We start from the raw sequence: 26614 nt of genomic DNA, 5'->3' as shown, positions 1-26614 counted from the left end.
CTTTTGGTTATGTTAAATTTCAATTAATTTAAGATGATCGGGGGGGAGTCTTGTCAAAAAAACACCTTGCGTTTTTACTGGTTTTTTTATTCATGGCAGCCATTTATGGAAAAATTTCCGCTGATGACAATCTCGAAGCATTAACTTTGAATCAATGTCTTAGTATGGCTTTACAGAATAATCCGCAGATACAAAGTCATTACGAGAAAGTCAAAATGGCATCCGCGCTCAAGGGCCAGGCATTGTCATATTTTTTTCCAAGTTTGTCTGTGGAAGCCGGTTGGACCATCTTGGATCATGATCGTGTCAGCAACATTACCTTGCCGGATGAGTATTATGATTTGTTTGTTTTTACATACGCTTATTTTTCGATGAAAGATGAAATTCTCGATGGAGGATATTCTCCATGGGGGTATGGACCAGAGACAGATCCTCTTGAGTTTACAAAATTTAAGAAATACTATGATGAATATGGGAGTGGTTTTTTAGATCCTGGCTTTATACCTCCCGGAGAGACGGAACCCATACCTCAAGATTTAAAAATTAAAGTATTACAACAATATTTTGATGCCGCCGATACCATTCCTCAATCCATCGAATCCGGTTATTTGGGCGGTCATTATTTTGGATCAAGTTTCAAATTAACCCAACCCATTTTCACCTTTGGAAAAATATCCGGACGCTATCAACAAGCCGGTTGGAATGAAGAACTGAAAATGCATGAACAAGCAGAAAGCGTGCAGGCAATTTTCAGCCAGATTTGTCAGACGTATTTTGCGCTCTCACAAGGAGAACAATTGCTTGGCTTGGCGGAGGAGATGGAGAGCCGCTTCAAGATGCTCCGGGTGATTACCAAGGCACTAATGAAAAGCACTCGCAGCAAGAAAAATCAGTATGATTATATGACCATCAAAGTTTATGCCAATAAAATTGAGCATATGAAACAGGAAACTTTGAACAAAGTCGAGAAGGGTAACCGATATTTACAGTTGTTATTAGGGTCTGGAAATTCGGTGACCATCCGGGGAAATACGAGGGTCCCCAATGCGCTTATAGTAACTGTGGAGGAATCATTTGATACGATGCAAACCAAAAACCATAACTGGCAGCAACTGGAATTGGGGGAAAAACTGGCGGAAAAGGAAGTCGAAGTTGCCCGTGCGGAATTATTTCCCATGATCGGTGTGAGTGGAGAATTCAATACATTTCACGAAGAACCGGAATTCGGAAATATGCCGGAATCTTCCTGGCAGGTCACGGTGGGTGCGAGCTGGACGTTTCCACTCGGTATGGGGAGTATCTCAGTACTTCGGGAGAAACAGGCTGCCTATGCTTCTGCAAAAAAAGAGGTGGTTTATGCCAAACACGCGCTGACAACCCAAATGGAAGTATTGTTGAAAGATTTGGAGAGCTCGGTACGATCACTCCAGCGCCTGGAAAAAGCTGAAGCCGACGCCAGGGAGCGTTCCCAACTGGCCATTGAAGGGTACCGGATTGATGAGGTCAAAACCAGCGATATGATTGAGGCGCAAGTGGATGAGAGCGAGGTCAGGATTGAGTATTTAGAGACCTGTTTGGAATATCAGAATCAAATGATTGAATACATCCGGATGATGGGAAAAGATTTGCATGAACAAGTATTTTGAGGCTGTTCGATTAAAAATAGGGACATGCTTGATCATCGGTTGTCTTGCCCTGCCGGTTGGTGCAGCGACAATCACCCAGGTCAAAAACAACGGGTTCGAATCGAGTGATGTGGTGTTCTGTCTTTCCAAATCGGGATTACAACACTATGTCAATCCGCGGGAAGCCATGGAAGTTTACAAAGCCTTGGTCTATGAATATATGATTCCTCAACTGGGCTTTCAGATACAATTTCGTTTTTTTGAAAATGACAAGAAAATGTATCGAAAAATTTCTGAAAACCAGGCAGACATCGGTTGTGGTCATTTGGTGAATTTTCTGAAGCATTACAAGAAAAGTTTGGTCAAACCATTGGTTCGTTTTCAGCAAAAAAAACGTGCCGGCAGATTGTCCAATGATCACTACATACTGATTGTCCGAAAAAAAGATAATATTCAACATGTCGGCCAGTTGCGGGGAAAAACACTTGGGATTAACCATCCGCATGATACAAATAAAATACGCTATCTTTTTTTTAGTAAGCTTGCCGGATATGACGAAAAAACATATTTTAAATCCGTAAAAATGTATAACAGCAGTCGTAATTCAATTTTTTCTTTATTTTATCGGACCACGGATGTGGTGTTGGAGACCGAGTATGCATTGGATGTTTTTACCAAACTCCGGCCTGAATTGGGGGAAGCGATCCAGCCGTTCCTTAAACATCCGGATTCTATTGCTGATTTGCCTATTTTTTACAGAGCTTCTGCAGACAAGGAAAAAATGGCGCGCATTCAAAAATGTGGGGAATTTTTTGCGCGAATGCACGAAGATCCGGGACTTCATCAGATGCTCTATTTTTTAGGTTGTGACCGGGCCATGCCGATCTCGCCGGAGGATGAAAAAAGATACCAACAATGGACGGAAAAATACAGTGCCATGGAACTTTTTTAGGCAGGAAAGCGGATACAGGTATTGAAAGGTAAGCGGTTCTGGAGAAAAAACAGATTCATGATTGCGGCCATCACTGCGGTTCTCGTAGGTTTAGGTGCAATCGCAATGTTATTTATCAATCTTGAAGAGATGGAAAATAATCATATTCAAGAATCTAAAAATCTTGGTGAACAAATCAGCAAGAGTGCGATGCATTATTTATTGGAAAATCAGTACGACAATCTATTGGATACCATGCGCCTTTTAACTGCAACCACACACATTCAGTACATGGCATTGTACATGGATAAAGAGATGACCACGCAATCCGGCGAGAGTTCATCTTTGACAACATTGCTGACAAAACCACCTGAATCGAATGCGGAAATGTTTTATTCAAATGACAAGAGCCTTTATTTGGTAATTGATACGATTCTGCCGTTTCATCCGGATTTGCTCCAGGGACGCTTTGTGCTCAGGATTGTTTTTACTTTGGAAAAATTTATGCATCGCAAGGACAATATTTTGCTGGCGATCAGTGCCATTTTACTTTTGCTGTTGGCGCTGATTTTATCGTTTTATTTTTTAGCGCAAGCTGAAGAAAAAAAATCACAAACTATTTCCAAAATTACGCATGATGCCCGGAAAGTATTAAATAGGATATCTACACGGCTGGATTATATGGACACCCTGTTGGGAAGGAATGAGGAAGTGCCGAATTTGCAGAATAATATTAAGTTATCCCATGAAGAATCCAGGGCATTAAATCGTTTTCTTTTTAATCTAAGTGATCATGAAAACCTAAGTCATCGCGAAGTGAAGCTGAATCTTGAAGGAAAAGATGTTGGGTTATTGCTGAAAAACAAGAAAAATCAATTTGAAGTGACACTTTCCAAAGAAAGAAAAAAAATCCATCTTCATTTGCCCGCCGAAACAATTTTTATGAAAACCGACAAACATATTTTTGAACGTATTGTTATGAATTTGATTGATAATGCGGTTAAATTTACCCGGGTGCAGACAGACATTGATATCCATTTGGGTGAGAAACATGGGATGATAGTAATATTAATTACTGATCACGGTCCCGGGATTGAGAGGCACCATTGGGAAACGATATTTAAACCCTTCAGAAGATTACCCTCAAAAAAAGAGGGTACAGGTCTCGGGTTGAGCAATGCTCGTGAGTTGGCAAAATTGCTGGGTGGCGAAGTCAGCATACTGAGCAGCACACTTGGACAAGGCACAACATTTTTCGTACAATTGCCGAAGAATGGACCTGGTCCGAAAAAGAGGGTGGAATAATGGCGCGGATTCTAATTATTGATGATGATGTTGCTTTTATGGAAATTTTCAAAGAGCGCATGGAATTGGACAATTATCAGGTTGCGTTCAGTGAGGATTGTGAGCATTGTTTGGAAGCTGTCGAAGCTGCACAACCTGAAATTATTTTTTTAGATATTGATTTTGGTGTGAATGACAAACGCGCCGGTATAGAAGCTCTGAAAAAATTGAGAAAAAAATATTCAAAGCAGGAACTTCCGGTTGTTATGTTAAGCGGAACTGGTGATACAAGCATTTTGGTTAAAACACTTGAAATGGGTGCGAATGATTTTGATTATAAACCCATTACTGAGTATAAAGAATTTATTGAAAAGGTTGCCGGAATATTAAGTGCAATTGATGAAACGCAGTCTTTCGGAATTCAAAAGGAACAGGAATGGATTTTAGGCGGTAAATCAACGCGGATATTGGATATTACTAAACAGATTTATCGGGCCGCCCAGGCCAATATGGACACCCTGTTTGAAGGGGAGACCGGCGTAGGAAAAGAAGTGGCGGCCAGAATGTATCATCAGCACAGTAACCGGCGAAACAGCACTATGATCAATGTCAACTGTCCTGGTATTCCGAGTGAATTGTTTGAGTCCGAGCTGTTTGGGTATACAAAAGGTGCGTTTGCCAATGCCACGCGTGATCACATGGGATTGGTGGAAAAAGCTGAAAACGGCATTTTGTTTTTTGATGAGATCGGGCATTTATCCCTCAGTCATCAGACCAAGCTGTTGAGGTTCATTCAGTTTAAGACCTTTCGCCGGGTTGGATCGAATACTGAGAAAAAAGTGGATGTGATTATTTTGGCGGCCACCAGCAGGAATCTTCGTGAAATGGTAAGAAAGGGCGGGTTTTTACAGGAATTGTTTTACCGGTTTGAAAAAAATATTATGACGATTCCATCCTTGAGGGAACGACGTGAGGATATTACTTATTTGACCAAGGATCTGTTCGCGTTAAACAACCATAAAAATATTAAAGAGATTGATCAGGAAGTACTGGATGTATTCCAGCAAATGAAATGGGACGGGAATGTCCGGCAACTGGAAAACTGTATTGTACGCGGCATTCACCGATGCAGTGGTAATACGCTGGGATTGAAGGATGTGGAGGGAGCCTTGGCCTCTCATGAGAGCAGCGAAGATGATCCAGTGGGATTGATCCAATCCCGGTTGCAACAAATGAAATATACTGAATTTAGTGAGTTTGAAAAGGAGCAAGAATTTAAAATAAGAAAAGCTTTTTATGGTTTTCATTATGAGCGTCATCAAAAAAAAATTACGCAAACTGCCAACTATCTGGGTATGAAACCTGAATACCTGCGCCAGGTTTTGAAAAAATTGCAACTTTTATCGTGATAGCGCGAACATCTTTCGACAAAAATGCCATGGGCAGTCTGCCCGGCGTAACTTGTCCGGCGTATGCCGGATGCCGGGTAATCCCGTGGATTTTTATCGTGAAAGAAGTAGCTGATATAAACGTGTATAAATAATTCGCCGCCTTGCGCTGGAATTGGGCCAATCTTCAATAGGAGGATTTAAAAATATCCGATTTTGAATAAATTGCAATAAATTTAAATTTGGTCTGCCACACCCGGCCAGCTTAGTCGGGAAATTATTTATACACGTTTTTCAAAACAGTGTTGTATTTTCATGAATGGCAGCGTTATTTCTGGAAAAGTTCGTGCTTCTTATTTAAGAAGTAAATACTTCCTAAAATTACATTCTGTATAAATCCCTAATAATTAAAAATCGATAAAATAAAGCTTTTTCATGATTCTGCCAAGCCGAAGAAATTTGGCATAGATCCTGCATTAATAATCAGCAGGAATTTATTTTTCATATCCGGGGGGATCATGAGCGGGAAAATACTCATTGTAGATGGCAATATTGATTCTGCACATATTTTGAAAGAACAGATTGAGCATATTGATTTGTTCAAAGTCTATATCAGCACCAATCACCTTGTGCTTGATGATCTGCTGGGCGGCAATTCATTTCAGTATTTATTTATTGATATTGAGACCATATCGAATATTGATCATAAAGTGCTGCTGAATTTGTATCCTGCACATCCCCGGATGAATATTGTTGTCTTGCACTGGGAATTCAATCAAATGGTACAAAAAATTCAGGCCACGTTAGGGATATCCCGTTTTTTAATCAAACCAGTGGAAGTGGACAGTCTGAAAGAAATTCTGCAAAAAGCAAACCAACAACCAGAACAAGTAGTTGGACGGGAATCAAGTCAGTGCTAGCGAATCAGGGAGGAGAGAGTATGGATGTGATGCCGGACATTCAACTCATTGAAGCCTACCGCCAGGCGGACGGACATGCAGGGGAAATATTATACACGCGTTACTATCCCAGGATTGTTGGGTTGAGCCGCCGTTATTTAAAATCCCAGATGGATGCCGAGGATGTGGCCCAGGAAGTCATGCTGCGGGTGTTGGCGAAAAAAAAGATATTAATGTTTCGGCACGATGGGGAATTATGGTCCTGGTTGTACCGGATCACGGTGAATGCCTGCATGGCGCATTGGCGCAAGCAGTGCGGCATGTCATGGTGTGTTCTGCAAGACAATAATGTATTGGAAAATCAGCAGCCGGATGATGCCCACCCCGGATATATCGATCATCTGTTGCATGGTCGGATGAAAAAACGGGTTCTGGTGGCCTTGATGGATTTACCTTCCAAATATCGTCGGATCATTTTAAAAATCTATTTTGAAGACAGAACCTATCTGGAAACCGCCCGGGAATGTTCTGTCTCCTGTACAACCGTGGGTGTGCAGCTCCTGCGGGCAAAAAAACAATTTGTGCGGTTTTACCGGATCGAACAAAACAAATCCCGGATATCACCGGCCGAAGTATTTATGCAACATTTTGACAAAGTATCCCGGGATTCATGAGGGAGGGGAAAATGAATCGAATATCCTTGTTGGAAAAAAGAAGCAGGTGTCTTGGGTATTTGCGTTTGGTTTTGATAGTGGCCATGACGGTTTATATTTCCTGGAACAGTTATGCTGAGTCAGAAGTGAAGGGTGTTGTCTTAAACAAGACCGAGAAAGGTTCCGGAGATGTCAATCTTAGTATCGGAGAGAAAAATAAGGCCAACATGGGATCTGTCCAACTTGAAAATAGCGGCCAGAAGGGAGTCCTGGTGAATACCGGGAGCGCGGATACGGAAGTCAATATTGCCATTGGCAAGGAAAATAAGGCGAATATGGGATCTGTATCCATGAAGAATACCCAATCCAAAGGTGTGATCACCACCTATAACCAGGGACAGACGATTACTAATATAGCGATTGGAAAGAAAAATATCGCCAATCAGGCATCAGTAGATGCGCAAAACAGCAAACTCAAAGGCAGCAGCATCAATACTGCGGTTGGACAGACGATTACCAATATAGCGATTGGAAAAGGAAACCAAGCCAATCAAGCCGGCACAGTTCTGAAGAACAGCACTGTCAAAGGGAATGTTGTCAATACCATTGCCGGAGCGACAGTGACGAATGTGGGTATTGGCAAGAATGTAAAAGCCAACCAGGGAGCGGCCAACATTGAGAAGAGTAAAATTAAAGGAACAGTGATTAACACAAGTGCCGGAGCGACAGTGACGAATGTGGGTATTGGCAAGAATGTAAAAGCCAACCAGGGAGCGGCCAACATTGAGAAGAGTAAAATTAAAGGAACAGTGATTAACACAAGTGCCGGAGCGACAGTGACGAATGTGGGTATTGGCAAGAATGTAAAAGCCAACCAGGGAGCGGCCAACATTGAGAAGAGTAAAATTAAAGGAACAGTGATTAACACAAGTGCCGGAGCGACAGTGACGAATGTGGGTATTGGCAAGAATGTAAAAGCCAACCAGGGAGCGGCCAACATTGAGAAGAGTAAAATTAAAGGAACAGTGATTAACACAAGTGCCGGAGCGACAGTGACGAATGTGGGTATTGGCAAAGATGTGAAAGCCATTCAAGGTGGGGCTAATCTTGAGAATAGCAAAGTCAAGGGAACGATGGTGAACACCGCAGTTGGCGGGATCGTGACCAATGTGGGATTGGGCAAGGATGTGAAAGCCATTCAAGGTGGAGCTAATCTTGAGAATAGCAAAGTCAAGGGAACGATGGTGAACACCGCAGTTGGCGGGATCGTGACCAATGTGGGATTGGGCAAGGATGTGAAAGCCATTCAAGGTGGAGCTAATCTTGAGAATAGCAAAGTCAAGGGAACGATGGTGAACACCGCAGTTGGCGGGATCGTGACCAATGTGGGATTGGGCAAGGATGTGAAAGCCATTCAAGGTGGAGCTAATCTTGAGAATAGCAAAGTCAAGGGAACGATGGTGAACACCGCAGTTGGCGGTATTGTGACCAATGTGGGACTTGGCAAGGATGTGAAAGCCATTCAAGGTGGCGCCAATATTGAGAAGAGCAAAGTCAAAGGAACCATGGTGAACACCGCAGCAGGCGGGATTGTGACCAACGTGGGATTGGGAAAAGATGTGAAAGCAGTTCAAGGCGGCGCCAATCTTGAGAAGAGCAAAGTCAAGGGAAGCATGGTGAACACCGCAGCAGGCGGGATCGTGACCAACGTGGGACTTGGTAAGGATGTGAAAGCACTGCAGGGTGCAGTGAATATGGAAAACAGCACTGCCGCCGGCAGCATCGTGAATGTCAGTGCGGGTGGCGTGAGCACCAATGTGGCTTTAGGGAAAAACGCGACTGCCAATATTTCAGCAGTGGACATGAAAAACAGTGCTGTCAAAGGTTCAATCAGCAATAAGACATCCGGTGGTGTGGTGACCAATGTGGCGCTCGGAAAAAATGTCATTGCCAATGTTTCGTCTGTGCAATTGAAAAACAGCCGCGTACACGGAAATATTTCCAATAAAACCGGCAGCGGCGTGGCCACCAATGTGGCTTTGGGAAAAGATGCCAAAGCCAACTTAGGCTCTGTGGTCATGGAAAACAGCAGTTTCCAGGGAAATATTTCCAACAAAGTATCCGGTATGACAGCCACCAATGTCGCCATTGGATCAAGTGCAGAGGCCAATTCCGGTTCAGTGATCATTAAGAATCGAAGTGCCGGCGGGAGTGTTGGCAATAGCTCCAAAGCCGGGGTTGTGATCAATGATATCGATATACCGTTCAGCGGGGTAAGCGGACAGAATGTCAATGTTTCAATAGGAGGTGGCGCATCCAATAAAAATTCAGTTGTATTTAAATGAACTGCTTGAGCAAACAAAAAATGAAAGGGGAATGAATGATGAAAAAAATAATTTATGCGGTGGCAGCCATTCTGGTGATTTCCAGCAGCGGATTAGTTCATGCAGATATTACCAATGACGTAAAAGTAGATGGTTCGACAAATATTGCGGTAAAAAAAGGCAGCAAAGCGGACATGGGCACGATTCGTATGAAAAATGGTGTGTCTACAGCAGGCGGGGATGTGACCAACAAAGTGACACTTTCGAAACAGGCACTCAATGTGGCGGTTGGGGAAAATTCCACCGCTTCTATGGGTTCGATCAGTCTTAAGGGCGCCAAAGTGTCCGGTCAGCTTAATAACAATGTCAATGTTAAGGAAGGGCTGAATGTCGCTGTGGGGGAAGGCTCCAATGCTTCCATGGGTTCAATCAATATTGAAAATTCCCGGGTGACCGGTAAGCTCACCAACAAAGTGGAAATTAAATCAGGCTTGAATGTCGCAGTGGGGAAAAATTCCACCTCGCGGATGGGATCGATTGATTTAAAGGATGGATACCATGTCGGCAGTACATGGACCAATAATGTGGAAGTTGATGGAGGAGCCATGAATATTGCTGTAGGTGAGGATTCGGAAGCCAACATGGGTGCTATTGTCGGGGAATAATCCGAAAGAAAGGAACGGATAGCGGCCATCGCGGGTCGATGTGTGGTTTGGCCCGTGATGGCCGACAGATGATTGCTTGATTGGAGGATGACATGGTAGGGATGAGATGTTTGAGGGTGTTGTTAATAGGCTTTTTAATCACCGGGATGACGACTGTTATGGTATCGGCCGGAGATTTTGATGATGATATTTCCAAGTACAAAGATGACAGCATCAAAGAGTATGACGATTTGGGAAAACCGGATACCAATATCAGTTTTATTGTGTCAGATGCTCTTGGGGATGCCAAGGTATGGGAATATGCCGCTAAAAAGGAAGACATGGCCAAAGGCAATGAAAAGGCTAAAAAAGATGTGGAAAAAGAGAAGAAAAAATCAAATAAAAATAATATTAATTTAAATGATGGTTCAGGTGATAACAATCAGAACAGCATTGTTGTGGAATCCGGTAGTACGGTTGACAAAGTCATCAATATTGTCATTGAAAAATGAAAAAAAAGGAGTGGCGTATCATGGTTATGAAACCAATAAAATTCAAGCGATTTTGGTTCAGCATGATCAGCATCAGTATGATTGGGTTGATTCCAGCATGCGCATCAATTGATCCGCGTGAAGTGGATGTTGAACTTCAAGAAAGCCTCCCCCAAATGAAGGTGACTTCATTTACAAATGCTTTGAATGATTTGGGGATCATGACAGATATCTATGACACGCCATCCATGAAAATTATGTGCAAGCCTTTGGGGGACAACACCGGCAGCTCTTCGTCCACTGGTTATGAAATACCCAGAGATATCACAGAGATGATGAAAAGCACATTGAATACTATCGGTGGCAAGGTCACTTTTATTCCGTATGATCCTTCTTTTATTCAGAATACAGTCATGACAGGTTATGGCGCCTTGGGTAATAAAGCCCTGCCGGATGTGGTGCTCAGCGGAGGGGTGACCGAGTTTGACCGCGGCCTCATGACCCGGGGATCAAATACAGACGGAAGTTTGGGTGCTGATTTCAGTGGATTGCCGCAGGATATGCCTTCCACAGCTGTTGATATGCGTTTGAGCGCTGCAAGCAAATGGGGTCTGGCGCGGATTACACTGGATTTTAATTTGCTGGATTTTAATACCATGACCGGTATTCCCAAAATCAATACAGTCAATTCCATGGAAGTGCGTAAGGCATTGAGTAATAAAGAGGTGGGTATCAGTTTGTTCGGACAGTCATTCGGCGCCAAAGGCAGTATCAAGAAAGTTCAGGGCCGTCATGCAGCAGTGCGGCTTTTGGTGGAGACGAGTGTGATCCAGTTGGTGGGCCGCCATCTGCGTCTGCCTTATTGGCGGTTGCTGGGATCGGATGCCAAGCCGGACCGGTACGTGATGGAACAGATTGCCAATTATTACCGCTACATGAATCGTTCAGAGATTATCGCAGTAGTCCAGGGATGGCTCTATTTATACGGGCATGATGTTGCAGTGACAGCCCAATTGGACGAACCCACTCAAAAAGCATTGAAAATCGTGTGCAAGGATATTGATCTCACAAACAATGAGATCGGTTTTAAGCACTTTTCACATATCTATTTGAATATTCCCATTAATGCGGAAACCAAACGCCGCATGGAGATGGCCAAATGGTGAAAAAATTTAATGTTGTAGGAGCACGGCGCGCCGTGCCCCTACAGGTTGATCAAGGAGGGTTGGCATGAACAAGAAAACTGTGATGACCATGCTAGGCGCAATATTTATAATTTCGAGTGTCTATGCGCAGGATTCCACAACCTGTTCGGGATTGCTGCTGAAAAATCAGATCAATGTACGCGCAGCCGGGATGGGAAATGCCCAGGCAGCTGTATTGGGGGAGGGCTCGGCTGCCTATGACTATAATCCCGCAGCATTGCTCGACATCAAACATCCGCGTGTTGCAGCAACGTATTACAGTGGATTGGCGGAAGATGCATTTGGTTCCATTTCTTATGATATGCGTTTACGCGATGGTTGGAACATGATGAGTCATTTTCTCTATTATGATGCCGGCGTGATGGAGCTGGTGACTTATGATGGCGATATCAGCAATATCAACGCGCAGAGGGATATGCTCCTCTCTTTGGGCGCAGCCAAGCGCTTTGGGATTATGGGACAGGTAGTGGCGTTCGGTGTCAGTGCGAAGATGCTTTATTCGACATTGGTCGAAGAATATTCGGCATTTGCATTGGCAGGTGATCTTGGAGTGTATTACGAGATTAAACCATTGGCGGAAAATCTCAATGTGGGTCTGGCTTTGAAAAACATCGGAACGCCCATTCAATATGATACTACCGCAGATCCTCTGCCTGCTTATGGACTGGCCGGACTGTCGTATGCATTTGATCCTGATCCGGTGGTGAATATCAGATTTGCCGGAGATGTACAGTATGATTTGGAAGAAAAATGGAACGGTAATGTGGGTCTGGAAGTTTTTATCGCAGATATGGTGGCTGTACGCGGCGGTTACAAATTAGGCGTTGATATGGGCGGGATTACTGCCGGTTTGGGTGTTGTATGGCAAAATTTTAGCCTGAATTATGCGCTCAATTTTGTGGAAGTGCTCAATTCGGCGCACCGGGTGAGTTTGGGATATGTCCTGGCACCTATCAAGAGCACAGGAAAATCCGATAAACCGGCAGAACCGGAAAAATCCCAGGCGGATCTGCTTGAAGAAATGGTTGCAGACATGCAGGTTACTGCAAAGCCTGAAAAGGATGCAACCCGGGTGCAGGCGCAGGTGCTGGAAGTCCGGCGAAAAGGCGGATTGGTCAATCAGATTGTATTAAATATCGGTCGTAATCATGGCATCAAAAAAGGCTACTCCGGTTCACTGCTGGATGCCAAAGGTGCGCCTATTGCCGGGATCATCATAGAAATGGTTGATCCGAACATCAGCTTGGCAGAGGTTCAGGGTTTGAGTATGGATATTGACGATAAAGTATGGGCGATTGTAGAAACGCCCGGAAAAGGAAAAGAAGAATGAGACAAGGAGCACAGTGCCTGAAAACTGTGGGGACAGGAGGGAACATGAAAAAAATAATTATAGTAATAGCGATATGCCTGCTGGCATCAACAGGATGGGCCATGACAGATGATGAGTACAGCATCAATGAACGGCATCTCAATTCAGCAGGAGGGCTTCAATCCAATACAACCTATACCCTGCTGGGGAGTTTGGGAGAGACCATTATCGGTTCCATGAACAATGATGTTCATTTGTTGATTTCCGGGTTTTTACAGGCCATTAGTGTGTTTAATCAGGATGATATCAAGGCCAAACTGCCGGAAGGACGCATTGCCTGGGCAGTGAACAACAAGTTTAATCCCACTCAAGGCGAAGAAACCGTGATCCAATTTCGTGTTGGCTCTGAACGAAAAAGAGTCACGATTAAAATTTATAATCTTCTGGGTGAGTTTGTCAAAACTGTGGTGGATCAGGAATATGATCCCCTGGCTTCCAATACCGGCAATCCTTTGGATGATTTCTGGTCGGTTGTCTGGCAGGGATTGAATACCAATCACTCAACTGTGGGCAGCGGGATATATGTGGTGGTTGTGCAGATCGGCAATAGCCGGAAAATTCTTAAAGTCGCGGTCGTCAAATGATCCGTAGGGAACGGTCGCGACCGTTCCCTACAACAAATTATCTTTTGGGCTGGCGTATTCACCCCTAAGAAGGAGGCACAAAATGAAAAAAACAATATTGATTCTGGCAGTGATTTGGGTGACAGCCGGAATAGCTTTCGCCGACATTCCCAACACCCTCAACTACCAGGGACGGCTGATGGATAGCGCCCATCAACCCGTAGCGAAAGGTAATTATTCCGTAACCTTTCGTCTCTATACCGCAGAAAGCGGAGGAACTATGGTATGGGAAGAAGCGCAGACAGTGACGGCAAGCAACGGGTATTTTAATACTGTTTTAGGCGGATCAAGCGCATTAAGTCCCGCATTATTCGACCAGGCTTTATGGATGGCAATTCAGATTAGTGATAAGAGCGAAATGACCCCCCGACAGAAGTTAGGTGCTGCGCCGTATGCCATGTCCGTGGCGGGTGGACAAAATGCTGTGCCCCAAGGCGCGATCATCCTATGGCGCGGAGCAACCTGTCCTATTGGTTACAAGCGGGTGGGAGAATTTGACGGCAAATTTGTAAGAGGTGCTTCAGAATACGGTGCTACAGGCGGGAGTGAAACGCATACGCATACTATGCAGGAAGCCGGTAGCCACAACCATTCTTATAGTGGAACGACAAGTGAAGAAGATAGTGTTACAGAAGGGGAAAACAGCAGCGGAAACCGTGTAGCGGATAATCACCATAGACATACCTATAGTGGTACAACCAGCTCCAATGGGCAACATACGCATACAGTGGATGATGCGAGTAGCTTGCCACCCTATATTGATTGTGTGTTTTGCGAGAAAGAATAAACAAAAGGGTGGGGATGACAGGAGAAAAGAAAGAAACAATGGGGGTTGACACATGAAAAAAATAATCACGGTACTCATAATTATAGTTTCAATAGCATCGGTTTCATTTGCCGACATTCCCAACACCCTCAATTACCAGGGCCGATTGATAAATAGCGCTAACCAACCTGCTGTCGACGGTCAATATGCAGTAACCTTCCGTTTCTATGCTGCAGAAAGCGGTGGAACTATGGTATGGGAAGAAGCGCAGTCTGTGAATGTGAAAAACGGATATTTCAACACAACTTTGGGAGCGGTGACATCCATGTCACCCTCGATTTTCAATCAACCTCTATGGGTAGGCATTCAGGTGGGAAATAATGCTGAGATGACGCCTCGGCAGAAGTTAGGCACATCAGCCTATGCCATGACCGTGGTGGATGGAGGGATTACAACTGGGAAAATAGCAAATGGATCAATTACTGCTGATAAAATTGCACCTGGTGCAGATATTCCCATAGGAACAATCTTGGCTTGGCATAAGTCATATTTAGCTGTTACACCTGATTTGCCTAATCAATTTGTGGAGTGTAATGGTCAGATAGTAGACGATTTGGAAAGTCCTTATCACGGTGGAATTGTTCCAGATCTAAATGGTGAGAAAAGATTTCTTCGCGGAAGTAATATTTCGGGCACACCCCAAGCGGACCAACTTCGACAACATGGGCATACAACATCTGCTAAAAGAAGAAAGTCTTCTTCAAAGGATGCAGACAGTGGAAATGACAAATATAGTATAGACTCGGATAATGCCACTGTTGGTAATGTGACGGGCGCGGATGCAGGAGATGAAACAAGACCAATTAATATGTCAGTTGTATGGATAATAAAAATAAAATGATTGTAGGGGCAATTCATGAATTGCCCCTACACAAATATTGACGTAAAGGAAGGGCTGAAATGAAGAAAATAATTATGATTGTTTTTATGGTATTACTAACGATAAATACCAGTTCTCATGCCGACATCCCTAAGACACTCAACTATCAAGGCCGGTTGATGGTTAATGAAAACCATCCGGTCGCAGACAAAGATTGTTCTGTAACCTTTCGATTATATACCACTCCTGTAGCCGGAAATATTTTGTGGCAGGAAGCACAAATCGTAACAACGAAAAACGGATACTTCAATGCAGTGTTGGGGAATATAACTAGTTTGAATATGGGAGATTTCAATCAATCATTATGGATAGGTGTTCAGATGGAAACTGGTGCAGAAATGACACCAAGGCAACAACTTGGCACTGCAGCGTATGCAATAGGGGTTGCTGATAATGTGATTACAACAGATAAGCTTAAAGATAATGCTATTACTTCAAACAAGATAAAAGATGGAGGGATTGAAGAAAATGATATTGCTGATAAAGCGGTTACTTTATCAAAGATGAAATTAGGTTATGCAAAGAAAGCAATTGACTTTGAACCGGACGTGGAAATTGCAGGCAATACCGGAGATAAGCACATACCTGAATTGGATTTGAAGATAGAAGTTGAAAGCGATTCTATACTGCAAATATTATTTTATGGTTCTGTCACACATTCTAAAACATTGCAGGGTATATCATTTAAAATTAAACTGGATGAAACATGGATAGAAACAGATCCCGTCTTTTTTCAATATGAAGGTTATGCAACAAGTGGTGATGGTCCTAATAGTGTGATACCTATGATGACATTGCAAGAAGTATCAGCAGGCCAACATAATATTTCTATCTACGTTTGGGCACAGGGGAACGATAATCTGGCAAAAGTTGTGTATGCAGAATTGTCAGTCATTGCTTTTGGCGGTAATGACATGGAAGTAAAGGATTGAGGTGGAATTATGAAACATTGTTTACTCATTTTTACAATAATTTTTATTTTACCTTTTTCTATTAAAGCCGCCATCCCCAATACCCTCAACTACCAAGGCCGTTTGATGAATAGTACACAGCAACCGGTTACAGATGGTCAATACTCAGTAACCTTCCGTCTCTATGCTGCCGAAAGTGGCGGCACCATGGTCTGGGAAGAAGCACAGAGTGTAGCAACACAAAACGGCTACTTCAACACAGTACTCGGAAATTCTACAGCCTTGACACCATCCATTTTTAATCAACCCCTCTGGGTGGGCATCCAGGTCGGCACAAACGCAGAGATGACACCGAGGCAAAAGCTAGGAACTTCCGCCTATGCCATGACAGTGGCAGATGGGGCGATTACAGCTAACAAAGTTGCCTCAGGTTGGGGAGTTGTACCGAGTGGTACGATTGTGATGTGGCCTATGGAGACAGCGCCGGATGGATGGATGGAATGTGCTGGCAACAGGTTAAGCACTTCTTCGTACCCCCACTTATTTGCTGCCATAGGATACTCATATGGTGGTTCAGGTACGGATTTTAATATTCCGGACTTCAGAGGGTATTTTCCAAGAGGCTGGAGTCATGGTGCAGGAGTAGATCCTGATGCAACATCAAGGACTGCACGTGGCGACGGAGCAACTGGGGATATTGTGGGAACAAAACAGGATTTCGAAATACAAAGTCATGATCACAGACAAAAACCAGCAATTTATGGAACAACAGCCGGAACAATGAGTGTAATGAGAGGTGTGTATGGAATGAATGAATTTACAGAAGGTTGCGAGGTAACAGGCGGCAATGAAACACGTCCAAAGAATATAGCAATGATGTTCATTATTAAACAATGAAAGCTGGAGGCAGTGAAATGAAAAAAATAATAATGTGTTTGCTTCTGGCGGCAATTCCAGCCATGTCATTCGCCGACATCCCCAACACCCTAAATTACCAAGGTCGGTTGATGGATAGTGTTCAGCAACCGGTTGTGGATGGCCAGTATTCTGTAGCCTTTCGCCTCTACACAGCAGAAAGCGGCGGTACCATGGTCTGGGAAGAAGCGCAATCTGTAGCGACACAAAATGGCTACTTCAACACAGTACTCGGAAATTCTACAGCCTTGACACCTTCAATATTCAATCAATCCCTCTGGATCGGTATCCAAGTTGGCACCAATGCAGAAATGACGCCTCGGCAGAAGTTAGGCACATCAGCCTATGCCATGACTGTGGCAGATGGGGCGATTACTACAGAAAAAATTGCAGATGGAGAGGTTACTTCGAGTAAGTTGAAACCGCGATGGACAAGAATTGGAACAACATCTGAAATAAATCTGACAGCTAGCGAACTCGTTGAATTGCTGGAAACAACTATTACTGTTGATACACCTTCAGTATTATTAATATCATCTACCGTCCAGCTTTATCATCATACTAAAGAAATAGCACTTTATATTAAATTGGAGATTGATTCTGCACAAATTCCCGAAGCAGAAGCTATTTGGAAGCCCCACTATGCTCAAGATGATGGTTTTTTAATTACTTTACCCATTATAACGACTTATCCAGTAGAAGCAGGTAGCCACAACATTAAAATATATGGTTATACCGCTAATAGTACAGTGAAGTTTCAACGTGGCAATTTATCAGTTATGGCTTTTGGAAATTGAATAATTGGTTATTAAATTCTAGTTTAATGGCGAGGATTGAAACAATGAAAAAATTAATACTTTTAAGCTTTATGATGATAATCATAACCACTCATGCCTTCGCCGACATCCCCAACACCCTAAATTACCAAGGTCGGTTGATGGATAGTGTTCAGCAACCGGTTGTGGACGGTCAATACGCAGTAACCTTTCGTCTCTATGCAGCGGAAAGTGGCGGAACTATGGTGTGGGAAGAAGCGCAACCAGTAGCGACACAAAACGGATATTTCAACACAGTGCTTGGCAATTCCACTGCATTGACACCCTCAATATTTAACCAGTCACTTTGGGTAAGTGTCCAAGTTGGAACAAATGTTGAGTTGTCACCGAGACAGAAATTGGGAACATCAGCCTATGCTATGACAGTGGCGGACGGGGCGATTACTACAAACAAAGTGTCTGACAGCGCAATTACAAGCAGTAAAGTTGCGGTTAATGCGATCACAAATTGCTGGAACTATCATGACAGTAATCCTGATGTCGCAACCGATGGACCGGGATGGCATACAATGGCTTCATTCAATATTAAACCAGATGGGGGCAAGTTACTGATTGATGCTAAATACTCATGTGGCCGAAATGTTGGTGGTTTAAGTAAGTTTAGAATAAAAATTGGAGATAATTATTACGCGCCTTCAGAAACAGGGACCAATTTATATGCTGTGGCTTTTGAATACAAATCTGGCGGTTTCTCATATGTGATAGAAGGTGTGCCGTCAGGGGAGTATATTGCTCATTTACAATGTAATAGAACCACGGGAAGCGGCACGGTCACAATGGGATTAAATGATTATATTTCGATTTCAGTGCTTGAGTTAAAGAAATGAGGGAGACGATGAAAAAAATACTACTGGCAATAACACTAATAGTTATTGCCGCAGGAGTATCCGCCGACATCCCAAACACCCTCAACTACCAAGGCCGGTTGATGGATAGTGTTCAGCAACCGGTTGTGGATGGCCAGTATTCTGTAGCCTTTCGCCTCTACACAGCAGAAAGCGGCGGTACCATGGTCTGGGAAGAAGCGCAAAGTGTAGTAACCAACAATGGTTATTTCAATACTGTACTTGGCAATTCCACCGCCTTGACTCCCGCCATTTTCAATAAACCCCTCTGGGTCGGTATCCAGGTTGGCATCAATGTAGAGATGACACCTAGGCAAAAATTGGGCACTTCGGCCTATGCCATGACGGTGGCTGATGGGGCGATAACGACTGATAAATTGGCGCAAAAAGCAGTGACAGATTATTGGAGTTGTAAAATACAAACTATGAGTGGTCGATCGACAACATCATCCTCGTGGGAAGATGTTATTGAATTTGACATTTTACCTTCTGGTTATCCTCTTTTGGTTAATGCGGATTATTCGTGCTGGATGGATGGTGATTCAGGTGTCGTTAAATTTCGCCTAAATATTGATAATCAATATTATGGTCCCTTTGAGGGGGGCTATTTACTAAGTCTTATGGCAACAAGGCATTTTGCAGGCGGCTTTACTTGCGTGGTAGAAAATGTTCCTGCTGGCAACTATACAGCAAAACTACAATGGTCTCGATATAGCGGTGGCGGGACTATCAAAATGGATGGACATGATTCTTTGTCTATTGCAGTTGTTGAATTGAAAAAATAGTAGGATAAACACACTTTTTTTTGTAAAGGGGGGCGGGGGATTTATTGTCAGTCATTCCCGCGAAAGCGGGAATCCGGAGACTTGAAAATACAACTAAATCCTTTAATAATTGCAGATGTAGCAGGTGTTTTTACTATGGCATATGATCCTGAATTGTTTTGACTATTTCCTCCGCCATATCGACGGCGGAAACAGCCTCTGCGCGGGAAGGTTCAAGGCTTTCCGTGGGATAGCGGATTTCAACCGCATAGTCTGACAATTCAGCGCAAGCTTGGCGGAATTGATCCAGTTCAGAAAGGAGCGGAACAGCCATGTCCAGGAGGCGTACCAATTCATGGCTTTTGGGAAATTCAATTTGCCGGAGGGTAAGAAAAGCTTTTAGTGATTTTTCTACTGCTTGTTGGGCGTGAAAAGCCACAGTATCAGTGGGTCCGTCCGGCAGCAATAGCGTTTGATGAGCAGTAATAAGATCATGACCGGCTTTTTTAAGCCACTGTGTGGACAGTTCAATGTGTTGGCTGCGCATAGAGAACCTTTCCGGTGCGGAGGGCATGGGTAATGATATGGTTGGCTGTGCCGTTCCAGTAGTTAATCTCTGACGGTGTATAGATCAGCAAGTCCATGACGCAGGGCATGGGTTTGAAAAGCAGACGCACAGGTACGGAACGCTTATGTGGAGGCAGTTCGGTATCCATGATGATTAACAAATCAAGATCGCTTTCCGGTGTTTGTTTTTCAGCGGCATAGGAGCCAAAAATGATTATTTTTTTAGGTGAAAAATTATCAATGATTGCTTTGACAACAGCACCAACAGAATCAGTGGGAAAAAGTTTGCCGGATTGTTGTTGTGGAATGGATATATGTTTTAGTGGTTCAGACATTATATACTCCTAAAAAAAGGACGCGAACTTGTGTCTTGCTAATTGAAGTATAAAGCAATGACAAACTGCGGACAAGGGAAAAATAATAAACCGCAAGCCAGGGGGAACTTAATGATGTTTAGAAAAAAACTGGTGTTTATTGTGATGATTGGTATTTGCAATTGTGTGTTTGCCGACATACCCAACACCCTCAACTACCAGGGCCGGTTGATACCATGAATTAGGCACCTGTTAGAATCATGCCCAAAGGCAGGTTGAAAATATTGGGACTGAGTTGTTCGACTTTGGGATTAAGCGAAATCATCAAACCATAAGGAGTGTTTTTTGGATAAAGTTCCATAAAGCATCGGAGCGGCGCCAGATCGGAGGTAGTGGGTCCGGCGGTATGCTTGATTTCAATGGGAAGCAGGAGGCCGCCTTTTGCCAACACCAAATCGCATTCCAAACCAACGGCATCGCGGAAATGAAAAGCATTCCAGGGTTTGCCGGTATGACTGAAAATTTTGCGGATCTCCATGGTCACAAAGGCTTCAAACAGATGTCCGAAATGCGGAGCTGACAGCAGGCCTGACATGTCGCGGATACCCTGGAGGTGAAGACCCAGGCCGCTGTCTGCGAAAATCCACTTGGGCCGCTTGGTAATGCGTTTGGTGGTATGGGCATGATAGGCCGGCAGGGAGATCATTTGATAACTGCTCTCCAGCAGGGAAAGCCAATGATCTACGGTTTTATTGTCAATCGAGAGTGAACGGGAGAATTCAGCTTTATTTAAAATGGTTCCCGAGCGGCCCGCGCAAAGGGTCAAAAAGCGGTCAAATCGGCCTAAGTCGCCGACCTGGCTAAGTTGCCGGATATCTCGCTGCAAATAAGTGCGGCGATATGATTCAAACCACTCTGTAGGTGGTAAACCAGTTAGAGCTACAGGTGGATAACCGCCATTAAGTATGGCTGGAACGATATGCTGTTTGTCATTAACCGGGAATTCTTTTTTTCTTAGTGTGGATAAAGCAGCAGGATTTTCCAGGAAATGAAGTGTGTGTTCCAAATTGGATTTGTATAGTTCTTGTTGCGCCAGGGGCCAAAGATCCAATATAGCCGCCCGTCCGGCAAGGGACTCACTTACACCCTTCATGAGGGCGAAATGTTGGGAGCCGGTAATAAAAAAACGGAATTTACCGGGAGTTTTATCAATTTCACTTTTTAAATAGGGGAAGATATCAGGAACATGCTGGACTTCATCCAGGAGCAGGATTCCGGGATGATTGAGAAAAAAAAGGTCAGGATCGCGGCGAAAAGTATCCATCTCACTGGGTGTGTCAAAGGAAAAGGTTGAGAAGTTTGATTTGAAAAGCTGTCTGGCTGCGTGGGTCAACAGCGTGGTTTTACCGGCCTGGCGCGGGCCGGTAAGCAGAATGGCGCCGAATTGCCTGGTAAGCTGCTGGATTTTTTTTTCTGAAAAACGAGGTAAATATGTCATACATGTATTATTGGGCTGTTACTCCAATTTTGCAAGATATTTTTTTTCGGAATTGCAAAATAAGTGAAGGTTTGCTCCACATTAAATTTAAAGGAGGTTTGAGGAAATGAAGAAAGTATATCTTTCTATTCTACTCGTGATTGTTATGGCACCCGGCGTTTTCGCCGACATCCCTAACACCCTCAATTACCAAGGCCGGTTGATGGATAGTGTTCAGCAACCAGTTGTCGACGGTCAGTATTCCGTCACATTCCGTCTCTACGCAGCTGAAAGCGGCGGGACCATGGTCTGGGAAGAGGCGCAAAGTGTGGTAACCAACAATGGTTATTTCAATACTGTGTTAGGTAATTTAACTGCGTTGACCCCGTCAAGTTTCAATCAACCTCTCTGGGTGGGGATTCAAGTCGGTACCAATGCCGAAATGACACTGAGGCAAAAACTGGGAACATCAGCCTATGCCATGACAGTGGCGGACGGCGCGATTACAGCACAAAAAATGGCATTTGATGCCACCTTGCCGGTTGGGACGATTATGGCTTGGCATAAAAGTTTACCCAATGTTCCCCAAACACTCCCGGATAGCTGGGTAGAATGCAATGGCCAGACATTGACAGGAACCGGCGGGTCTTTGGATGGGGTAGTCATTCCGAATTTAAATATTCTGGGGAGGTTTTTGCGAGGGAGTCAAACATCAGGTGTGGAACAAGAAGATGCTTTTCAGGGGCATAAACATAAGTTGGAATATGCCGGATCGAAAGACGAAATACCAACACATGGTTCTGGAGGATACTACAATGATAGGCTTGCTTCGGCAGATAGTGCACATGTCAGCTATCTCAGAGTTGGAGTTCCTCGTAGTGATGGGTCTAATGGTACTCCGCGTACGGCGGATGAAACCCGTCCAATTAACATGTCTGTGGTTTGGATCATAAAGATCAAATAGGAGTCATGCTATGAAACGAATTATTGTATTTGTAGTGGGAATAGTTTTGATATGTAATCCTATGCTGGTTTTGGCAGAAACGAAAAAAAATGAGACCGAGGAAATATCAATCACCGAAGTGAAGCTGTTTGATATGCAAACCCTAAGTATTCTGGAAATGTATCCGAATGGATCAATAGGGAAAATGCGGAAATATATTAATCAAGTAAGACCTTTTGATGAGGAACTATATCAGGAATTAGATCCCATGATAGATGCCCTGGAAGTTGAAAATATATTTTTTTGGATAAGTTACAGTTTGTTTGCTGTCGGGTTTGCTGTTTTTATAGCGACTGCGAACACGGACGAAGGAACTCCCTCGTGGATACTTGCGCCTTTTTCTGTTGGTGTTATTGGAGCGTTCTTTTTTAGAATCACGAAAGACGACATTATGCGCATCATTCATAAGTACAATGAATTATTGGCGCAGGAGAAAGAATTCTGTAAACTCGAATTATCAACATTGAAATTGATTGAGTTGAAATATTCATTCTAGAAGATTCAGGAGGAGAAAAAATGAAATATCATCTTTTGTCATGTTTGGTCTTATCAGTATTGTTAATGGGTATTACGAGTGTTGAGGCGAAAAAGAATGGATATACATGGGTCAAGGACAAACAGGTATCCTCAGAAGAAGTCCTGCCCAAGAGTCTCTCGTCTCGGATTCTGGCCATGCCGGAAAAGCAGGTACGGAAAAAAGTGCAAAACATCCTGTCGCAGCATATTTATATGAAACTGTATGCTTTTGACAAAACCAATCAAACACAAAGTGCCGAGACCACGCTCAAATCATCACTGCCAAAGGAAATAGCCGGAAAAGGAAGCAGGGAATTGGCCGGCGAAGACTATATGTTTGTTTTGGCAATTGAATTCAAATCAAATGAAAAACAAACCCGGATCAGCGCCAAAGCCCATCCGGTTTACCGGGTTTTGAAAAAAGATGAAAAGGAAAGTAAAACAACCATTACAGTGTCGGTTGATGCCGGGAAAGCAGCCACCATCGGCCCGATGCTCATCATGCCCATTGAAGGCAAAGCATTGGATTATGATGCCAATACCCTGGCAGATGCTGCTAAGCGCAGCGCGGATTTGGTCAGGTATTTTATGTTGCAGATGGATCAAAAAGATCAAAAAGTGGCAAAACACGCAAAGAAGATATGAGCGGATGACATTTGGGATTACTATTAAAAAAACGAACTTTTTTGTAATAAACAGTTGTTCAAAACTATCTTTCTTATATTGATCCAGCAGGTCTGTTTTTAAGTTTTTTATTTATACCGTTTTAGCAATGTAATTCCAAAACACGATTTTTCCGGTTTGGCAATGGTTGACCAAAATCAGACTAAATCAATAAGCAATACCGACTTTGGTAAAAGGAGGTGATGTGCGTTTTTGGCAAGGGCGGTTTGGATAACCGCCAGAATAGGGTTGGATAAAAATTTCAACTTAACCAAAAGGAGAAAAAATGAGAAAAATACTATCAATCATGACTGTAATAGCAATATCAGCCTTTATTGCTATTAGCTGCTCGCAGAACAATCCAATTGCACCCAGTACTGCGCCTAGCCAGGGGAAGATGATGTTTGCCCTGGATGCGGCAGACAACATTGCCACCGGCCAGGTGACGGTGACCAAAGGCGCGTTGACGCATGTACTGCCGATCACGATAGCCGATCATTCCGGAAGCGTGATATTTGAGCCCATCCAGGTGGGGCATTGGGATATTCTGGTACAGTTGTACGATGTGGACGGCGTGGAGATTTACATCGGCACGGGCGAGGCCATTGTGACCAAGAATAACACCACGACTGTTACCATCCGCGTGGAGCACAACACCGGTAATTTAGAAATCATTGTCGAAGTGCCGGGTCTTTTGTTATGGAATAAGCTGGGGTCAGATACGGAAGTGTTGAATAGTGAAGTTGGACCCAATGGAATGATTGTTGGGGATCTTTTATATCTTTCCGGACAATATGGAAATGGATATGAACCTGCTGAACGTACAGGGGATCACAATATTGCAGATAATTATATTCAATATGAAAATCTTCAATTAGGTCCAAAGGGTTGTATAGAATTTTGGTACCAACCTAATTGGAGCAGCAGTAGTGTTGGTCATAATGTATGTTTACTATATTATACAATTATGAATTCAATTAATGATCCTGAACAGCCTTTGGGAATTCAAATACATTATAATGATTGGCAAAACAACCTGATTTTAACTGTTCGTGATGATGATACAAATAATGTTTTTAGAACCATGGCGCCGGGCAGTATACCGGGTTGGAGTACATCTACTCCATTTCATATGGCGCTTACCTGGGATGGATCAGGAGCAACAGCTGATGATAAATTAAAGCTATTTGTAAATGGTGTTGCAATAAGTACAACAGTAGTAACTCAAACTGGAATGCCTACATTAAATTGGTCGACAGATAAAATATTGTATTTGGGTACCTATCCTAAGCCGGATGACTGGAGTCGTCATCATTGGGAAGGCAATGATGGCATTGTTGATAATCTCAAAATCTGGAACTATCCCAAGACGGATTTTTCGGATCGGTTTGTGGAATAAAAATTTTATAGAGGCACGGCGCCCCGACCGGATGGGGGATCGTGAGGGACTCCCTTCGGTCGCGCCGTGCCCCTGCAAAAATACAATACGTGAGGGAGATACAGTATGAAACGTTTAGCATTATTACTCGCAGTACTTGCAGTTCCTGCTGTTATGTTTATTAGCTGCTCGCAGAATAATCCAATTGCACCCAACACGGCACCTAGTCAGGGGAAGATGATGTTTGCCCTGGACGCGGCGGACAACATCGCCACCGGTCAGGTGACTGTGACCAAGGGCGCGTTGACGCATGTTTTGCCCATCACGATAGCCGATCATTCCGGAAGCGTGATATTTGAGCCCATCCAGGTGGGGCATTGGGATATTCTGGTACAGTTGTACGATGTGGACGGCGTGGAGATTTACACCGGCACGGGCGAGGCCATTGTGACCAAGGACGCCACGACCACAGTAACCATCCGTGTGGAGCATAATACCGGGACGTTGATCATTCAGGTCGAAGTACCAGGTCTTTTGCTATGGAATAAGCTGGGGTCAGTAACAGAAGTCCAAAATAGCGAAAGCGGACCTAATGGAACGATTACCGGAAGTATTAGTTATGATTCAGTTCAGTTTGGAAATGGTGCCATAAATGATGATAGGTACAGCTATATAGGATATGATAATTCAGTATTTGATGGCGAAAAAGGAACCATTGAATATTGGGTAAAACCGAATTTTGCAATGGTTAATGGCTATGCACAGACAGCCAAAAGCAATGCCAGATATTGGGTGCATCAAAATCCTGGAAGCAGTTGGTTCTTGATGGCAGTTGATGATCAAGCCCACTCCAGCCAATTTAAAGTAATAATTGTTGGAGCAAGCGGTGTACTGGTAACTCCAAATTTAAATTGGTCTAGTGACGAGAATGTACATATTGCCTTAATTTATGACCGAAATGCGGGGTTTGATGGCAGTAAAACAATAGCTGTTTATCAAGATGGTGTAGAAGTTGGCTACAGTACTGAGGACTGGGGAAATTATGATGTAGGATCTGTTCCATTCACCGTATTAAACGGGATTGTCGGATCAGGAGCATTACAAAAAGCAGATGCTTATATTGACAATCTGAAAATCTGGAATTATTCTAAAACGGATTTTTCAGACCGGTTTGTGGAATAGACATTTTATAGGGTATAGGGGCGCGGCGCCCCGACCGGATGGGGGATCGTGCGGGACTCCCTTCGGTCGCGCTGTGCCCCTACTTGTTCGGGAAAATATTT

At 43.6% G+C, this 26614-nt stretch carries 27 protein-coding genes; 24 read left to right on the top strand and 3 right to left on the bottom strand.

All coding sequences use genetic code 11. The features are described 5' to 3' along the window. Positions 1 to 50: 50 nt before the first annotated feature. The 19 genes from K8S19_08805 (at position 51) to K8S19_08715 (ending at position 19434) form a co-directional block, all read left to right on the top strand. Complete coding sequence (locus K8S19_08805; protein MCD4813775.1) at positions 51 to 1646, top strand: TolC family protein; 1596 nt, start codon at positions 51 to 53, stop codon at positions 1644 to 1646. After that, positions 1630 to 2577: a phosphate/phosphite/phosphonate ABC transporter substrate-binding protein gene (locus K8S19_08800; GenBank protein MCD4813774.1), complete on the top strand. Its 948-nt coding sequence runs from the start codon at positions 1630 to 1632 to the stop codon at positions 2575 to 2577. The genes K8S19_08805 and K8S19_08800 overlap by 17 nt, the downstream gene beginning before the upstream one ends. A 57-nt stretch (positions 2578 to 2634) precedes the next feature. Next, positions 2635 to 3861, top strand: coding sequence for a HAMP domain-containing histidine kinase (locus K8S19_08795; protein ID MCD4813773.1), 1227 nt, complete (start codon positions 2635 to 2637; stop codon positions 3859 to 3861). After that, the gene (locus K8S19_08790) at positions 3861 to 5249 is read left to right on the top strand and encodes a sigma-54 dependent transcriptional regulator (GenBank protein MCD4813772.1); all 1389 of its coding nucleotides are present in this window, start codon (positions 3861 to 3863) and stop codon (positions 5247 to 5249) included. The genes K8S19_08795 and K8S19_08790 overlap by 1 nt, the downstream gene beginning before the upstream one ends. Before the next feature lie 497 nt (positions 5250 to 5746). Continuing rightward, positions 5747 to 6148, top strand: a complete 402-nt coding sequence (locus K8S19_08785) for a hypothetical protein (protein MCD4813771.1) — start codon at positions 5747 to 5749, stop codon at positions 6146 to 6148. Between the two features lie 20 nt (positions 6149 to 6168). Next, complete coding sequence (locus K8S19_08780) at positions 6169 to 6801, top strand: sigma-70 family RNA polymerase sigma factor (protein ID MCD4813770.1); 633 nt, start codon at positions 6169 to 6171, stop codon at positions 6799 to 6801. 11 nt (positions 6802 to 6812) lie between these two features. After that, entirely contained in the window at positions 6813 to 9125 is a 2313-nt protein-coding gene (locus tag K8S19_08775; GenBank protein MCD4813769.1) for a hypothetical protein, read from the top strand. A gap of 35 nt (positions 9126 to 9160) precedes the next feature. After that, complete coding sequence (locus K8S19_08770; protein MCD4813768.1) at positions 9161 to 9769, top strand: hypothetical protein; 609 nt, start codon at positions 9161 to 9163, stop codon at positions 9767 to 9769. 92 nt (positions 9770 to 9861) lie between these two features. After that, positions 9862 to 10260, top strand: a complete 399-nt coding sequence (locus tag K8S19_08765) for a hypothetical protein (protein MCD4813767.1) — start codon at positions 9862 to 9864, stop codon at positions 10258 to 10260. Positions 10261 to 10280: 20 nt separating this feature from the next. Continuing rightward, entirely contained in the window at positions 10281 to 11405 is a 1125-nt protein-coding gene (locus tag K8S19_08760; GenBank protein MCD4813766.1) for a hypothetical protein, read from the top strand. Between the two features lie 64 nt (positions 11406 to 11469). Further along, a complete protein-coding gene (locus K8S19_08755; protein MCD4813765.1) occupies positions 11470 to 12774 on the top strand; it encodes a PorV/PorQ family protein in 1305 nt (434 codons plus the stop codon). Between the two features lie 44 nt (positions 12775 to 12818). Next, positions 12819 to 13397 carry a hypothetical protein gene (locus K8S19_08750; GenBank protein ID MCD4813764.1) on the top strand — a complete coding sequence of 193 codons (579 nt, stop codon included), beginning with the start codon at positions 12819 to 12821 and terminating at the stop codon, positions 13395 to 13397. Positions 13398 to 13479: 82 nt separating this feature from the next. After that, the gene (locus tag K8S19_08745) at positions 13480 to 14223 is read left to right on the top strand and encodes a hypothetical protein (protein ID MCD4813763.1); all 744 of its coding nucleotides are present in this window, start codon (positions 13480 to 13482) and stop codon (positions 14221 to 14223) included. A gap of 52 nt (positions 14224 to 14275) precedes the next feature. Further along, on the top strand, positions 14276 to 15103 hold the full coding sequence (locus tag K8S19_08740; GenBank protein MCD4813762.1) for a hypothetical protein: 828 nt from the start codon (positions 14276 to 14278) through the stop codon (positions 15101 to 15103). A gap of 59 nt (positions 15104 to 15162) precedes the next feature. Then, on the top strand, positions 15163 to 16074 hold the full coding sequence (locus K8S19_08735) for a hypothetical protein (GenBank protein MCD4813761.1): 912 nt from the start codon (positions 15163 to 15165) through the stop codon (positions 16072 to 16074). Between the two features lie 9 nt (positions 16075 to 16083). Next, entirely contained in the window at positions 16084 to 16950 is an 867-nt protein-coding gene (locus K8S19_08730) for a phage tail protein (GenBank protein MCD4813760.1), read from the top strand. Positions 16951 to 16967: 17 nt separating this feature from the next. Next, positions 16968 to 17765 carry a hypothetical protein gene (locus K8S19_08725; protein MCD4813759.1) on the top strand — a complete coding sequence of 266 codons (798 nt, stop codon included), beginning with the start codon at positions 16968 to 16970 and terminating at the stop codon, positions 17763 to 17765. 44 nt (positions 17766 to 17809) lie between these two features. After that, positions 17810 to 18631 (top strand): hypothetical protein, encoded by an 822-nt coding sequence (locus tag K8S19_08720; protein MCD4813758.1) that lies wholly within the window; start codon positions 17810 to 17812, stop codon positions 18629 to 18631. A gap of 8 nt (positions 18632 to 18639) precedes the next feature. After that, on the top strand, positions 18640 to 19434 hold the full coding sequence (locus K8S19_08715) for a hypothetical protein (protein MCD4813757.1): 795 nt from the start codon (positions 18640 to 18642) through the stop codon (positions 19432 to 19434). A gap of 133 nt (positions 19435 to 19567) precedes the next feature. Here the strand turns inward: K8S19_08715 and K8S19_08710 are convergent, their stop codons facing one another. The 3 genes from K8S19_08710 to K8S19_08700 all read right to left on the bottom strand — a co-directional run bounded on the left by K8S19_08710 (position 19568) and on the right by K8S19_08700 (position 21792). Next, positions 19568 to 19960 (bottom strand): HEPN domain-containing protein, encoded by a 393-nt coding sequence (locus K8S19_08710; protein ID MCD4813756.1) that lies wholly within the window; start codon positions 19958 to 19960, stop codon positions 19568 to 19570. Beyond that, positions 19941 to 20315: a nucleotidyltransferase domain-containing protein gene (locus tag K8S19_08705; protein MCD4813755.1), complete on the bottom strand. Its 375-nt coding sequence runs from the start codon at positions 20313 to 20315 to the stop codon at positions 19941 to 19943. The genes K8S19_08710 and K8S19_08705 overlap by 20 nt, the downstream gene beginning before the upstream one ends. 220 nt (positions 20316 to 20535) lie before the next feature. Further along, complete coding sequence (locus K8S19_08700; protein ID MCD4813754.1) at positions 20536 to 21792, bottom strand: ATP-binding protein; 1257 nt, start codon at positions 21790 to 21792, stop codon at positions 20536 to 20538. A 106-nt stretch (positions 21793 to 21898) separates the two neighbouring features. On the opposite strand from K8S19_08700, the gene K8S19_08695 reads away from it, so the two are divergent. The 5 genes from K8S19_08695 (at position 21899) to K8S19_08675 (ending at position 26513) form a co-directional block, all read left to right on the top strand. Beyond that, a complete protein-coding gene (locus K8S19_08695; GenBank protein MCD4813753.1) occupies positions 21899 to 22735 on the top strand; it encodes a hypothetical protein in 837 nt (278 codons plus the stop codon). Between the two features lie 10 nt (positions 22736 to 22745). Continuing rightward, positions 22746 to 23270 (top strand): hypothetical protein, encoded by a 525-nt coding sequence (locus K8S19_08690; GenBank protein MCD4813752.1) that lies wholly within the window; start codon positions 22746 to 22748, stop codon positions 23268 to 23270. A 20-nt stretch (positions 23271 to 23290) separates the two neighbouring features. Beyond that, positions 23291 to 23935: a hypothetical protein gene (locus tag K8S19_08685; protein MCD4813751.1), complete on the top strand. Its 645-nt coding sequence runs from the start codon at positions 23291 to 23293 to the stop codon at positions 23933 to 23935. Between the two features lie 304 nt (positions 23936 to 24239). After that, entirely contained in the window at positions 24240 to 25352 is a 1113-nt protein-coding gene (locus K8S19_08680; protein ID MCD4813750.1) for a LamG domain-containing protein, read from the top strand. A 105-nt stretch (positions 25353 to 25457) separates the two neighbouring features. Continuing rightward, positions 25458 to 26513, top strand: coding sequence for a LamG domain-containing protein (locus K8S19_08675; protein MCD4813749.1), 1056 nt, complete (start codon positions 25458 to 25460; stop codon positions 26511 to 26513). Positions 26514 to 26614: the final 101 nt, after the last annotated feature.

The sequence above is a fragment of the bacterium genome, from assembly GCA_021108215.1.
Taxonomy (GTDB): Bacteria; Oederibacteriota; JAAXVQ01; order JAAXVQ01; family JAUVAV01; genus JAIORK01.
This window is presented reverse-complemented; position numbering and strand designations above follow the sequence as displayed.

Coding starts and splice junctions, on each gene's coding strand:
- K8S19_08760 (MCD4813766.1), top strand. CDS start 10,281: ATGGTTATGAAACCAATAAAATTCAAGCGATTTTGGTTCAGCATGATC.
- K8S19_08685 (MCD4813751.1), top strand. CDS start 23,291: ATGAAATATCATCTTTTGTCATGTTTGGTCTTATCAGTATTGTTAATG.
- K8S19_08705 (MCD4813755.1), bottom strand. CDS start 20,315: ATGTCTGAACCACTAAAACATATATCCATTCCACAACAACAATCCGGC.
- K8S19_08745 (MCD4813763.1), top strand. CDS start 13,480: ATGAAAAAAACAATATTGATTCTGGCAGTGATTTGGGTGACAGCCGGA.
- K8S19_08765 (MCD4813767.1), top strand. CDS start 9,862: ATGGTAGGGATGAGATGTTTGAGGGTGTTGTTAATAGGCTTTTTAATC.
- K8S19_08800 (MCD4813774.1), top strand. CDS start 1,630: ATGAACAAGTATTTTGAGGCTGTTCGATTAAAAATAGGGACATGCTTG.
- K8S19_08755 (MCD4813765.1), top strand. CDS start 11,470: ATGAACAAGAAAACTGTGATGACCATGCTAGGCGCAATATTTATAATT.
- K8S19_08740 (MCD4813762.1), top strand. CDS start 14,276: ATGAAAAAAATAATCACGGTACTCATAATTATAGTTTCAATAGCATCG.
- K8S19_08730 (MCD4813760.1), top strand. CDS start 16,084: ATGAAACATTGTTTACTCATTTTTACAATAATTTTTATTTTACCTTTT.
- K8S19_08700 (MCD4813754.1), bottom strand. CDS start 21,792: ATGACATATTTACCTCGTTTTTCAGAAAAAAAAATCCAGCAGCTTACC.
- K8S19_08785 (MCD4813771.1), top strand. CDS start 5,747: ATGAGCGGGAAAATACTCATTGTAGATGGCAATATTGATTCTGCACAT.
- K8S19_08715 (MCD4813757.1), top strand. CDS start 18,640: ATGAAAAAAATACTACTGGCAATAACACTAATAGTTATTGCCGCAGGA.
- K8S19_08695 (MCD4813753.1), top strand. CDS start 21,899: ATGAAGAAAGTATATCTTTCTATTCTACTCGTGATTGTTATGGCACCC.
- K8S19_08750 (MCD4813764.1), top strand. CDS start 12,819: ATGAAAAAAATAATTATAGTAATAGCGATATGCCTGCTGGCATCAACA.
- K8S19_08675 (MCD4813749.1), top strand. CDS start 25,458: ATGAAACGTTTAGCATTATTACTCGCAGTACTTGCAGTTCCTGCTGTT.
- K8S19_08790 (MCD4813772.1), top strand. CDS start 3,861: ATGGCGCGGATTCTAATTATTGATGATGATGTTGCTTTTATGGAAATT.
- K8S19_08720 (MCD4813758.1), top strand. CDS start 17,810: ATGAAAAAATTAATACTTTTAAGCTTTATGATGATAATCATAACCACT.
- K8S19_08735 (MCD4813761.1), top strand. CDS start 15,163: ATGAAGAAAATAATTATGATTGTTTTTATGGTATTACTAACGATAAAT.
- K8S19_08775 (MCD4813769.1), top strand. CDS start 6,813: ATGAATCGAATATCCTTGTTGGAAAAAAGAAGCAGGTGTCTTGGGTAT.
- K8S19_08690 (MCD4813752.1), top strand. CDS start 22,746: ATGAAACGAATTATTGTATTTGTAGTGGGAATAGTTTTGATATGTAAT.
- K8S19_08780 (MCD4813770.1), top strand. CDS start 6,169: ATGGATGTGATGCCGGACATTCAACTCATTGAAGCCTACCGCCAGGCG.
- K8S19_08680 (MCD4813750.1), top strand. CDS start 24,240: ATGAGAAAAATACTATCAATCATGACTGTAATAGCAATATCAGCCTTT.
- K8S19_08770 (MCD4813768.1), top strand. CDS start 9,161: ATGATGAAAAAAATAATTTATGCGGTGGCAGCCATTCTGGTGATTTCC.
- K8S19_08725 (MCD4813759.1), top strand. CDS start 16,968: ATGAAAAAAATAATAATGTGTTTGCTTCTGGCGGCAATTCCAGCCATG.
- K8S19_08795 (MCD4813773.1), top strand. CDS start 2,635: ATGATTGCGGCCATCACTGCGGTTCTCGTAGGTTTAGGTGCAATCGCA.
- K8S19_08710 (MCD4813756.1), bottom strand. CDS start 19,960: ATGCGCAGCCAACACATTGAACTGTCCACACAGTGGCTTAAAAAAGCC.